Source organism: Psychrobacter sp. DD43 (genome assembly GCF_904846555.1).
Taxonomy (GTDB): Bacteria; Pseudomonadota; Gammaproteobacteria; order Pseudomonadales; family Moraxellaceae; genus Psychrobacter; species Psychrobacter cryohalolentis.
The window spans coordinates 32,822-45,264 of sequence record NZ_CAJHBE010000020.1 but is presented as its reverse complement, the minus strand read 5'-3'; the positions used below and the strand labels follow the sequence as shown (position 1 = coordinate 45,264).

Genomic DNA, 12,443 nt, shown 5'->3' with positions numbered 1-12,443 from the left:
ACGGTACAGATAGTAACTGCGCTAATAGTCACTAAGCGTCAATATTTCTATGCTTTAATATTTCCATTCAATGGTCGGAAACTGCCAGTCATAGCGAATAGCAAGCATACGTAAGGTAAAAATCGTCGCCATTGCTGAGATATCAGCAATCCAAGCGGTCACGCCAATATGGTGTAGCGCAAAGTAAAGGATACCACCTGTTAAAGCGGCGGTGATATAGATCTCTTGCTGTAGCACCAGCGGAATTTCATTGCAAATCATATCGCGGATGATACCGCCGACAATAATCGTAATAACCCCGAGTAATAATGCCACCGGCATATTTGCGCCCATACTATCAGCCACCTTGATACCGATTAAGGTGAAGGCTGACAGACCAATAGTGTCAGAGAGTTTAAGAAATGTATCAACGCGTCTAGAATTGGGGTGAAAGAATATCTGCATCACCAGTGAAGAGATGGTAATAACTGTCAAATAGCTCATATCTACCATCCAAAACAGTGGGTGACGATCCAAAATAACATCGCGCACCGTACCCCCGCCGATAGCCGTCACAATCGATACCAGCAAGCAGCCGAACACGTCGAAATTTTTATGCTTAGCTAATATCGTCCCTGAAATACTACAAGCGACAATACCAATCATATCGAACAAATAAATCAGTGAGCGCGGGTTAAAAGTAGTAATCAAATCCGAATCTAAGGCAATAATGGGCATGAGTTATTCTCATTAAAGCACTGAGATTACAGTGCTGCTAGTTTCTTCGCTCATCGTAAAAACTGGCTAATCCGTTAATCGATCAAACGAATGGAAGGCAAGTGCCAATCGAATTTCAATGCCAGCATACGTATGGCAAAGATGATAAATAGCATTATAAATTCGTTTATTGTCGCGTCTAGCCCCCAGTAGTCGAGCACCACATACGCCAATGAGCCTGCAATACTGGCAGTGATATAAATCTCACGCTGTAATACGAGCGGAATCTCATTACAAATGATATCACGCAATAAACCACCAATAATGGCTGTCCAAACCCCCATCATAATAGCAATCATTGGCGCTATATCTTGCGTCAATCCCACTTTAAAGCCAATCACACTGAAGGCTGCTAGACCAATAGCATCAAAGAACTTAAGCGCGTTATCAATTTTATGATACAGATGAAAAAACATTTGCAAGATAAGAGAGGTGGCAGTAATCACAATGACGTAATTGAGATCTGTCATCCAAAATAAGGGGTGGCGATCAAGTGCCATATCCCGTAGTGTACCACCGCCGATAGCATTGACCAGTGCAACTAATATGCAGCCTGCAATATCAAAACCTTTGTGCTGCGCGAGCAATGTGCCAGCGATAGCACAGGCGATGATCCCAACCATATCCAACACATACAGCAGGATATCGGGGAAAATAAAGTTATTTATCATCGCTATATTTGAGCCTTAGCCATCTTTTGCAAATAATATCAGTCCCAGAATGATAAGCGCAATACCCACCAAGCCCAGTGTAGAAGGAAGGGCATTATTCAGTAATAACATGCCGCCAATTAAAGCAAATATTACTTCACTGGCTTGAGTAGAATCTACGCCTGCCACCTCGCTCGATGTCAATGCTCGCTCACGGGCATATAAAAATATACTCGTCGCCGCCACACCTGCGAGTACTGCTACCAGTAACGTATTAAAAACCTGTGTGGTCGCCGGTTGCTCAGGACGTATGATTAAGCCCAATAGTAACCAAAAGGGTAAACTACCTAGGGTCATTAACCAGACTTTATTAAAGGCATTTTGTAATAAGGTTGTTTCAATCGCAGGAATGCGCGCGATGAGATTTTGTAAGCGTGACGCAGCTTCTCTATCGATAGGTAGGATAGGGGCTTCGGTAATGATGCGTTGGGTATGAGTGTCAATGTTATCATCAGTGTCATTTGGCTGAAGATTATCACGAGCCTGTTGCTGCTCAGCACTGTGTTTGCGCGAATTATGAGACACTTGCCAAACCAGCTGATTGCCAATCGGATAACTGAATGCTGCAATCAGTGCAGGCAGCGCGCCATATAGCAGCATATCAGCCATAGGTACGGTATCAGCGAGAGTGGATGCATGTAAGCCTTCACTGACATTGACCATCACTACGCCGATAAAGACCAATAGAGCATAAATGATAAATTTCTTATCAAATCTTTGCCCAAATGCCACCAACACCAATAAACTTGTCACCACCGTAAACATAAAGGTTGCTGCAACCACCCAGCCTGCAACGTGGTCGCCAGCATAACAAATGCCAGTATAGAACACACCAAAGCCGATACTGCCGGTAATACACCAAAATCGCCAATGCTGAAAGAAAATAGCGCTCAATTCTCTAATACGTCCAAAACCATGCTGCATCGCAATCAGGACAGTAATGATGAGCTACATAAATAAATAGCGCAGACTTGCTGACCAAAACCAGTGCCCACCAGCACTACTCATCATCTCATTTAAAATAAAAGTGGAGCTAAAAAACGCGCCCGCTAATAAGCCCAATAAAATGAGTTTGATCATAGCTGTCCCTTTCTTCCTTGGCTTGCTATTTATTTGAGAATCCATTCAGATTTTAGAGACTATTTGCCCTTGGCATCCGCCCAAATAATCTTATGTAGTTGCAATTGAAAACGTACGGGTAGGGCGTCGGTTAACATCCATTCGGCAAGCTCACGTGCGAGTACTGGCACTTCTGGACTATTATCGTTTGCCGTATCTTCATGTGCCACATTAAACATCGGTGAAAACCACACGGTACCGACTAATTTGTCTAGCTTATGCTCAAACAATTTTTCTTTTGCCCAGTCATAATCGGTGCGATTCATGATGACAAATTTTATTTGGTCATGTTGAGTGAGGTAATCGAGGTTTGACCATAAGTTTTTATCGACTTCACCTGAGCTTGGGGTTTTTAAATCCATCACTTTGCTGACCGCTGGCGGGACATTTTCGACCGTCAGTGCACCTGCGGTTTCAAGAGAAATCTCATAGCCACTATTCAATAAACGCTTCATCAATTCAATGGCATTAGGCTGTGCTAAAGGCTCACCGCCGGTCAAGCAAATACGCTTGCAAGGGAAGCTGGCAATGGTTGCCATGATGGTCTCAAGCGATTGACGTTCGCCGCCACTAAAGGCATATTCGGTATCGCAGTAAACGCAGCGAAGCGGGCAGCCGGTCAAGCGCACAAATATCGTCGGCAGCCCTGAGGTAATGGCTTCACCTTGTAAGGAGTAGAAAATCTCCGTCAAACGCAGACCCGCTTCAGGGTCAGTGACAGGGATGGCAGCCGTGCGTAAAGATAACTCACTCATAATATTTCAAATACAGTTGAAGATTGATCATGTCATCGAGCACATATCAAATAAAAAAGGTTTAATAATCTGTCTAACGCTCGGAAGTTCAGCGCCCAGACAAGACAAAGATTATAACGTAAAGTCCTCTATTAAGCTGCTACCTAACAACAAAAAAGATGCTGGAGCACAAAGCTTCAGCATCTTTTTTTATTCAGACTTTTTAATCAATAATTATATGAGTAGTAATACAAATTTAAGCTAAACGTAATAACTCATTTACGGATGTTTTAGCACGGGTTTGCGCATCGACTTTTTTCACGATGATAGCTGCATACAAGCTATGCGTACCATCTTCAGAAGGCAAGCTACCTGGCACAACAACTGAGCCTGCTGGTACGCGACCACGATGAATCTCGCCAGTTTCGCGATCATAAATACGAGTAGATTGACCAATATAGACGCCCATAGAGATAACTGCGCCTTCTTCTACGATAACGCCTTCAACGATTTCAGAGCGCGCACCGATAAAGCAGTTATCTTCAATGATAGTCGGATTGGCTTGTAATGGCTCTAGAACACCACCGATACCGACGCCGCCTGATAGATGGACGTTTTTACCGATTTGAGCACATGAACCAACGGTCGCCCAGGTATCTACCATAGCGCCTTGATCGACATAAGCACCGATATTGACATACGATGGCATTAATACGGCGCCTGGCGCGATATAAGAGCCTTTACGCGCAACGGCTGGTGGTACAACACGCACGCCAGCTTCTTTAAACTGCGCTTCTGTCCAATCCGCAAATTTCGTTGGTACCTTGTCATAAAACTGGACATGCTCGCCCGCTGCTTGAACGTAGTTGTCATTTAAGCGGAACGATAGCAAGACAGCTTTTTTTGCCCACTGATTGACGACCCATTCGCCATCCTTTTTTTCTGCAACGCGCAAAGTGCCGTTATCTAGCTGCTCAAGCACTTGATTGATGGCATCACGGACATTTTGCGGCATGGTTGCTGGGCTATATTCGTTGCGGTTTTCAAAAGCTTGTTCGATGGTTTGTTGTAATGACATAAACATTCCTAGAATTGATGAAGGTAAATAAAAAACTTGCCGTATTGTCGCTAATTTGGCGACTTTTAGCAAACGTGATAGACGATACTATAATTTCGGGATTTTATGGGCTTAGGTATTGCTATTTATCCAGCCTAAGATATCTTGGTAAACCTGCTCTTTATTCTGTTCATGGAGCGGCTCATGGCGCATATGAGGGTAGAGCTGCACAGAGACATGATCAAAATGTTGTCTGTCTAGGCGATTGGCAATATTACGAATACCGCGACCCATATCACCGATTGGGTCATTTTCTCCGCTGATTAATAACATTGGAAAATCTTTGGCAATCGTCATTGCCCAGTTTTTATGCAAGCCTGCATTCATCAGTGTAAAGAGGGTCATAAAGCCGTTATTGGTAAAATCAAAACCCGTCAATGGATCGGCTTCATAAGCTTCAACAGCGGCAGGATTTTCGCTTAACCACGCAAACTTTGATGAAGAAATACGATTATTAAGCTTGCTATTGAGTACTTTATTCATCACGTTAGCAAATAGGGCATTTGGCTTTTTAGGCGCCGCTTTTGTCAGTAATTTATTGACCGGCAATAATACTTTGATCAATGGATTGGCATCCGCTGTGCCCATTAAAATAGCACCGGTAAAGTTGCGCGCATGGTGTTTAAGGACGTTACGGACGATAAATGAGCCCATAGAGTGACCCATGACGAAATGTGGTACATTCGGATGACACGCTTTTAAGCTGTCCGCCATGACGATGACATCTTTTAATAATGACTGCACAGGATGCTCTTCACCAAAAAAACCTAAGTCTTTGGCTGATTTAACAGTTTTTCCATGACCAAGCTGGTCATAAGTGGCGACCGCAATACCGTGATCGGCTAAAAATTGCGCCACGTCTGCATAACGCCCGCTGTGCTCTGCCATGCCGTGTACAATCAGCAAGGTTGCACTAATGACAGTATCACTATGGCTCGGCTCAAAAAAAGTATGATGCAGATAATGGGTATTGTCAGAGGAAGTTATTTGTTCATTATTACTCATAAAAATCCAGTCCTTGAATGGTTAAGGGTATGATGAGATAGATTATATATTTTTTAGGGCTTTATTATAGGGATAAGTTATTGCTACAACCAATCTAATTGCGAAATTTGGCAACATTAGTATGTTATTTGGTTTTTAGTCAGCGTTATGGTCTATTCATTTAAACGACAGCTACAAAAATATCGACCATAAAAAAACCCCCATCAAAGTGATGAGGGTCTTGGCAAATGCCATAATCGAATCAAATATGATTCAAAAAATTTACTACTAAAATATGGCTCTCCAACCTGGGCTCGAACCAGGGACACACGGATTAACAGTCCGTTGCTCTACCAACTGAGCTATTGGAGAATAAGCGGTAAGTGTTTAATGACTTACTGCGAGCTTAGAAAGTCTCTAACGAGTTCTTGCTAAGTGGGGCGTATTCTAGCAAAGATAAAAAATACGTCAAGCTTTTTTTGCATGTTTTTATACATTAAAGATATTAACGCTAGCGCAAAGGTTGTTGTCGAGCCAATTTGCGTCATATCTTCGATATCACTCTGTTTGCGAAGTAACAACAAATAAAGCAACTTGCTTATACTATAATTATTTAGATTTGATAAATAAAAGACTGCATTGGTTAATAAAATAATGCTAATGAAATTACATTGTTAATAGCTATAAAGCTGCTAAAGGCTTATCAGATAAAGATTTATCAAAGCCAAACCAAGAATAAGATAGTAAACGACGAAAAGGATATTTGCGATGACAGACACTGCTAAGAAACAACATATTGTGATTACAGGTGCGACCTCTGGGATTGGTTATCAGCTGGTAAAAGACTATCTGCGAGAAGGACACCATGTCTATGCCGTCGGTCGCGATGAGGAAGCCTTATCTGAACTAAAATCATTAGGAGCAGAAACTATCGATTTAGATCTAATGGATCGAGATAAGGTGATTGCTGCTTTTGATAAAATTACTGAAATTAATTTGGCGATTTGCGGCGCTGGCATGTGTGAGTATTTAGATATGCCAAACTTTGATAGTGCGGCGTTTATGAAAGTGCTGTCGGTGAATATGGGTACGTTATCGCATGCCATTGAAGGAGTACTGCCAAAGCTGATTGCTTCAAAAGGACGCTTAGTTGGTATTGGCTCGGCGTCGGCTTACGTGCCTTTTGCTCGTGCAGAGGCTTATGGCAGCTCAAAAGCAGCTATTCACTATTTAATGAAAACTTTACAGATTACCCTTGCACCGCAAGGCGTGTCAGTGAGCTTAGTAGTTCCCGGCTTTGTAGAGACGCCAATGACCAAACAAAACGATTTTCCGATGCCGTTTTTACAGACTACACAGCAGGCAAGTCAAGCGATTCGTGATGGTATAAAAAGTGGCAATGACGTTATTGAATTTCCCAAAAAACTGACGTTGCCATTAAAAGTATTAGGAACATTACCTGATATGGTTTGGCAACAGGTCAGTACAAAAATCAATAAAAAATAGCCAGTTTTACTATTTTTGAGCACCTATAAAGAAAATAACTAGGAATATTTTATGCCGTTTTTGCGCCGTAAATCTAAGCAGCTATCTAATCAAGTAGAAGCCGTTTTTAAGGCTACAAGCCGTCATTCAGAGGATAAGAAGGATGCACAAGTCAGAAAAAATATCGCTATTATTGGCTCAGGGGTATCAGGTTTAACTTGTGCTCATTACTTGGCAACGCAATTTGACGTCACCGTATTTGAAGCCAGTGATTATATCGGTGGACACGTAAATACCATTGATGTGACGTTACAAGATGGTAAAAAGTCCAAGCCTAATAAGGTTGAAAAAAGTGCCATAGATACCGGCTTTATTGTCTTTAATGAGCGTACTTATCCTAACTTCTTTCGCTTACTTCATGAGCTGCAAGTACCATTTCAAGCAACAGATATGAGTTTCTCAGTCAAAAATACTGCACGCAACTTCGAATATAACGGTCATACGCTCAATACCTTGTTATCACAGCGCAAGAATCTTCTGAATCCGAAGTTTTGGGGATTTATTAATGATATTTTGCAGTTTAATAAACAGGTGCGTCAGCTGCGCCAAGATTATGATAAGGCGCGTGAGCAGGGGCAGGATATTGCTGTTTTTACCAAGCAAACGCTAGGCGAGTATCTAGATACTAAAAAGTATGGTGATTTATTCACCGATAATTATCTATTGCCCATGGTATCTGCGATTTGGTCGACCAGTCTGCGCGACGTACAAGATTTCCCCTTGGTGTTTTTCGCTCAATTTTTTGATAATCATGGTTTACTTGATGTGGTCAATCGTCCGCAGTGGTTTACGATAAAAGGCGGTTCTAAGCAGTATGTAAATAAACTGATCAGACGTTTTGTGAAGGCAGGTGGCAGCGTTCGCGTGAACAGTCCTGTTCAATCAGTTACTCGCAAAGATAATAAGGTGATATTGAGCGTTACAGATACAACAGATAATAAGACGCAAGGACTTGTGTTTGATGAAGTCATCTTTGCCTGTCATGCAGATACAGCGCTCAAAATATTACAAGATGCCAATCCTACCGAGCAAGAAGTACTGAATCATTTTACCTTTACCGATAACACAGCCATTCTACATACCGATACCTCAGTCTTACCCAAAAAACCGCTGGCGTGGGCAAGCTGGAATTATTTAATCGATGATAAAAATGCTATTAAACAAGATAAAGAATCGCTGCAAACTGCCACAAAGCCCGTATTGACCTATCATATGAATATTTTGCAGCGCTTGACCAAACAGCATAATTACTTAGTCACCCTCAATCATGAGGTGGATGAGAGCCAAGTCATCAAGCGTATCGACTATAGCCATCCAGTATTTAATAATGAAATGATTGCCGCGCAAGCACAGTGGTCAAATATCTCTGGTAGTAGCGATTCACACACCCATTTTTGCGGTGCTTATTGGTTCAACGGCTTCCATGAGGATGGCGTAAGAAGCGCGCTACGTGTCTGTCAGGCATTGGGATGCAACATCGATATTAAGGATAGCGTTGACCCAAGCCATTTACCTGATACTGAAAGCGCACATACGCCGTTCCGCTATAAAGATTTACCAGTAAAAGCAGACAAACAATTACGCAAACTTAAGAAACGTCAGCTAGTCTCTGCCACGACCAATCAAGAGTTGGTGCAATACATTGCAATGTTAGCGCCCGCGGCTAAAGCGTTTAAAAAGAAAAAACTGGGATTTTTTGCTGCTCGTAAAGATAAGCACTCGTAGCAGTTAAATACAGCATTACCAATTAAGGTTATTAAGTATGGTAGAAGCAGAACAGCCTAACAGTATAAGCGTAGAGCCTACCTTGGCAGATGATACTAAGCGCTTGCCACACCAAATATTTCACGGAATAACTTGGCACAGCCGGTTGCTACCGAGTGTGCATAAATTTGCCTATCCTTATCGTTATTGGGGTGTCAACATTACTGCATTAGCAGCAGGGAAAACATTGCCAGAAGTGGATATCAGTTCATTTAGCGGCAATAAAATCCTAAAAAAACTGCTATGGAATAAACAATTATTATTCTCTGGAACAAAAAAAGCCTTACAACAGTTTAATCCTGAGAATTACTTACAAGGATTGAGCACACAAGATAAAAATAGCCCAGGTAAAAGCAAAGATGCTGACGATAAAGGAGGGTATTTATCAGATGTTCAATCACTAGAACAACGTTTAATTCAAGCATTTATAGAACGGACGGGTAGTGCACCAACAGGCGATATGATTGGAATGGTCGTTTGCCGTAATGCAGGGATATATTTTAGCCCAGTAAATTTCTATTTGGGTTTTGATACAGAGCAAAAACCCAGCCATCTATTGGCAGAAGTATCTAATACGCCATGGGATAAACACCATTACTATGGGTTTTTATTAGATGGCGCAAACTCTGAGTTTTGTCACGATAAAGATTTCCATGTCTCACCTTTTAATCCTATTGACCAGCAGTATCAGTGGCAAGTAACGATTAAAAGGGCAATAAAAAATACTGTCATTAGTAAAGTAAAAAGTGAGAAAAAAAAGCTGTCTAATCAATGCTTGGACGTTCGTATCGCTATAAATATCAGCGATAAGCGCGGTGAAGTATTAAAAACAGGTATTAAAATGTCTGGCGTACCAATGACAGCGTCGACGATTTCTGAAAGTTTGCGCAAAAATCCACTGATGAATATAACGTCTTTAATGCGTATTTATGGGCAGGCTTTTAAACTCTATGCTATCAAAAAAGTACCCTATATTAATTACGATGAAACATTAGCCGATAGCAAGCAGCAGAATGGCAATAATAAGCATGAGCAGTGACAGTAACTATTATGCCAAAACTTCAAAACTTCAAAACTTTAAAGGTTCAAAGACTCAAGAATTTAACGCAGAGCTTTTGCTATCGAATAATTATACAAGGATGGATAAATGATGTCAGCAAGACTAGCAAGCAAGGCACCCGTATCAACATTAGGAAAAATCACTGCTCACATCAATCAAACGGTTAACGATAGTGCTATTTTGCAGCCAGTTAGTAATAGCGTGAATTATCTGGCGCGAAAAGCCATATTCCGAGCTTTGAAGCACATTCAATTTGGTGGTATTACTATCATTGAGGAGTTTGTTGGGCAGGATGCTAAGCCGCATTGTTTTGGCACAGCTGCTTCTAGCAATATAAGTAGCTCAGCTATCGGTCGTCATACATTGGATGTGACGCTGACCATTCATGATAGCAGCGTCTATCGTCAGTTATTATTTGGCGGCTCTATTGCGCTAGCGGACAGCTATATCAATGGCGAATGGGATACAGATGATTTAACGGGTTTGATTCGACTAGCAGCGCGTAATTTGGCGGTACTTAATCAGTTAGAAAATCGTTTTGCGGTTATTAGTAAAACCTTTGAGCGAGCCAATCATAAGTTACGCAGTAATGATAAATTGGGTTCAAAGTCTAATATTTTGGCACATTACGACTTAGGTAATGACATGTACCAGCGTTTTTTAGACGATACGATGATGTACTCATCAGCAGTCTATAAAAAAGTAGATACGACATTGGCTGAGGCGCAGCAGCATAAACTCGCTTTGATTTGTGAGCGTTTACAACTGAAACCCGAAGATACTGTCATAGAAATTGGGACTGGTTGGGGCGGGTTTGCTATTTATGCAGCAACGCATTATGGTTGTCATATAACGACGACCACTATCTCGGATGCGCAATATGAAGAGGCGCAGCGCCGTGTAGAAGCGGCTGGAATGTCGGATAAAATTACTTTACTGAAGCAAGACTATCGCGAGCTGGCAGGACAATACGATAAATTAGTCAGTATTGAGATGATTGAAGCAGTTGGACACGAATATTTGCCGACGTTTTTTGCTAAATGTAATAGCCTGCTGAAGCCAACGGGTTTGATGGTGCTACAAGCGATTACCTTTAATGATCAAAATTATCAAGACTATATAAAGTCGGTCGATTTTATTCAGACGCATATTTTCCCTGGTGGTTGTTTATTGTCCAATCAAGAATTGACTACGCAGTTTACTGAGCAGACCGATATGGTCATCAAACAATTGCATGATTATGGTTTTGACTACGCTTTTACGCTGCGGGATTGGCGTACTGCGTTTATGGCACAACGTGAGGAGATAAAAGCACTCGGTTATGATGAAGCGTTTATTCGCTTATGGGAGTTTTATTTCTGCTACTGCGAAGGGGGGTTTTTGGAACGTACGATTGGAGTCGTGCAAGTCACTGCCGTCAAGCCAAACAACATTGATGCATGGCATTCATAGGCTACATTTTAGTCCCTATTATAAAAGGATCTTACTATGGGTTATATTTATATCTATCTTGCTTCTCTTGTCATATTTTTGGGCATTGATGCTGTTTGGCTGAAGACCATGACCGGCCTGTTTTATGAAAAGCGTATCGGACACTTACTTGCCGAACAGCCAAATATGACTGCTGCTGGGGTGTTTTATCTGTTTTACCTATTGGCGCTGTGTATTATTATTTTATACCCACAAATCAGATCAAATGCGCCGATTCACCATATCTTCTTATTGGGCGCTCTAATAGGGCTAATGGCTTACGGTACTTATGATTTTACTAGCTTAGCGTTATATAAAGGTTTTACTCTGGACACCGCTTTGGTTGATTTTGCTTGGGGTGGTATTTTAACAGGTTCAGTGAGTGCTATCGTGGCTTGGCTTGCTTATCATTTTCATTGGTTAAGCTAATCTAGTAGTTAAGTTAAATCGACTATATTTGCGCTATCGAAATTGCTAATGTATAAATAGCACTTTAAATAGATTCTACCCCCGTTAAGGAACATTATGACGCAATATAACACCAGCTCTACCGCCAAAACAGTCCCATTAAACCATGAGCTGTATATGTCAGTGCTTATGACGCCAGATATGGCCAATTTTATTGGTAACGTCCATGGTGGGGATTTGCTCAAGATGCTGGACCAAGTCGCTTATGCCTGTGCCAGTCGCTATAGCGGTAGTTATGTGGTGACACTGTCAGTTGATCAAGTAATGTTCCGTGAGCCTATTCATGTTGGAGAGTTGGTAACGTTTGCAGCTAGTGTCAATTACGTTGGTAAGACTTCAATGGAAGTCGGTATTCGAGTAGAGGCAGAAGATGTACGTGCACGTACCGTTCGCCATACCAACAGCTGCTACTTTACCATGGTGGCGATTGATGAAAATCGTAAACCCACGCTAATCCCTGAGCTTGAGATTAAAGATGCCTTGCAACAATGCCGATTTGACGCAGGCTTAGAGCGCAGAAAGCTGCGTATGGAAGGCTCGCAACGTATCAGCTGTGACATCAGTAAATTGACTAATAAAGTATCAAGCGCATAATCTGCTTATTAATGCAGACAATAAACATACTCTCACCAAAACATTACTGATAAGAACAGGTTTTTTGACTACAGTAAATGGAATCTAAAGTAACTAATAGATCAGCTAGTGTTTATATATAA

At 41.5% G+C, this 12,443-nt stretch carries 11 protein-coding genes, 1 tRNA gene and 1 pseudogene; 6 read left to right on the top strand and 7 right to left on the bottom strand.

Features of this window, described 5'->3' with window-relative positions:
- Nucleotides 1-54: 54 nt before the first annotated feature.
- The 7 genes and pseudogenes from JMX89_RS10630 to JMX89_RS10600 all read right to left on the bottom strand — a co-directional run bounded on the left by JMX89_RS10630 (nucleotide 55) and on the right by JMX89_RS10600 (nucleotide 5,792).
- Nucleotides 55-717: a trimeric intracellular cation channel family protein gene (locus tag JMX89_RS10630; protein ID WP_011513071.1), complete on the bottom strand. Its 663-nt coding sequence runs from the start codon at nucleotides 715-717 to the stop codon at nucleotides 55-57.
- Nucleotides 718-791: 74 nt separating this feature from the next.
- On the bottom strand, nucleotides 792-1,427 hold the full coding sequence (locus JMX89_RS10625) for a trimeric intracellular cation channel family protein (protein ID WP_201532389.1): 636 nt from the start codon (nucleotides 1,425-1,427) through the stop codon (nucleotides 792-794).
- A 15-nt stretch (nucleotides 1,428-1,442) separates the two neighbouring features.
- Nucleotides 1,443-2,546, bottom strand: a pseudogene (locus tag JMX89_RS10620) (multidrug resistance efflux transporter family protein).
- A 59-nt stretch (nucleotides 2,547-2,605) separates the two neighbouring features.
- Nucleotides 2,606-3,340: a 7-carboxy-7-deazaguanine synthase QueE gene (queE, locus tag JMX89_RS10615; RefSeq protein ID WP_201532391.1), complete on the bottom strand. Its 735-nt coding sequence runs from the start codon at nucleotides 3,338-3,340 to the stop codon at nucleotides 2,606-2,608.
- A 235-nt stretch (nucleotides 3,341-3,575) separates the two neighbouring features.
- Nucleotides 3,576-4,397, bottom strand: coding sequence for a 2,3,4,5-tetrahydropyridine-2,6-dicarboxylate N-succinyltransferase (gene dapD / locus JMX89_RS10610; protein ID WP_201532392.1), 822 nt, complete (start codon nucleotides 4,395-4,397; stop codon nucleotides 3,576-3,578).
- 111 nt (nucleotides 4,398-4,508) lie between these two features.
- On the bottom strand, nucleotides 4,509-5,441 hold the full coding sequence (locus JMX89_RS10605) for an alpha/beta fold hydrolase (RefSeq protein ID WP_201551526.1): 933 nt from the start codon (nucleotides 5,439-5,441) through the stop codon (nucleotides 4,509-4,511).
- A gap of 275 nt (nucleotides 5,442-5,716) precedes the next feature.
- A tRNA-Asn gene (locus JMX89_RS10600) sits at nucleotides 5,717-5,792 on the bottom strand.
- Between the two features lie 396 nt (nucleotides 5,793-6,188).
- Between JMX89_RS10600 and JMX89_RS10595 the strand changes: the two genes are divergently transcribed.
- The 6 genes from JMX89_RS10595 (at nucleotide 6,189) to JMX89_RS10570 (ending at nucleotide 12,321) form a co-directional block, all read left to right on the top strand.
- Nucleotides 6,189-6,926, top strand: coding sequence for an SDR family NAD(P)-dependent oxidoreductase (locus tag JMX89_RS10595; RefSeq protein WP_201551524.1), 738 nt, complete (start codon nucleotides 6,189-6,191; stop codon nucleotides 6,924-6,926).
- Nucleotides 6,927-6,977: 51 nt separating this feature from the next.
- On the top strand, nucleotides 6,978-8,690 hold the full coding sequence (locus tag JMX89_RS10590; protein ID WP_201551522.1) for an NAD(P)/FAD-dependent oxidoreductase: 1,713 nt from the start codon (nucleotides 6,978-6,980) through the stop codon (nucleotides 8,688-8,690).
- 37 nt (nucleotides 8,691-8,727) lie between these two features.
- The gene (locus JMX89_RS10585) at nucleotides 8,728-9,768 is read left to right on the top strand and encodes a DUF1365 domain-containing protein (protein ID WP_201551520.1); all 1,041 of its coding nucleotides are present in this window, start codon (nucleotides 8,728-8,730) and stop codon (nucleotides 9,766-9,768) included.
- Nucleotides 9,769-9,876: 108 nt separating this feature from the next.
- On the top strand, nucleotides 9,877-11,241 hold the full coding sequence (locus JMX89_RS10580) for an SAM-dependent methyltransferase (RefSeq protein ID WP_201551518.1): 1,365 nt from the start codon (nucleotides 9,877-9,879) through the stop codon (nucleotides 11,239-11,241).
- Nucleotides 11,242-11,277: 36 nt separating this feature from the next.
- Nucleotides 11,278-11,688 (top strand): DUF2177 family protein, encoded by a 411-nt coding sequence (locus JMX89_RS10575; protein WP_201532398.1) that lies wholly within the window; start codon nucleotides 11,278-11,280, stop codon nucleotides 11,686-11,688.
- Between the two features lie 96 nt (nucleotides 11,689-11,784).
- Nucleotides 11,785-12,321: an acyl-CoA thioesterase gene (locus tag JMX89_RS10570; protein ID WP_201532399.1), complete on the top strand. Its 537-nt coding sequence runs from the start codon at nucleotides 11,785-11,787 to the stop codon at nucleotides 12,319-12,321.
- Nucleotides 12,322-12,443 lie beyond the last annotated feature (122 nt).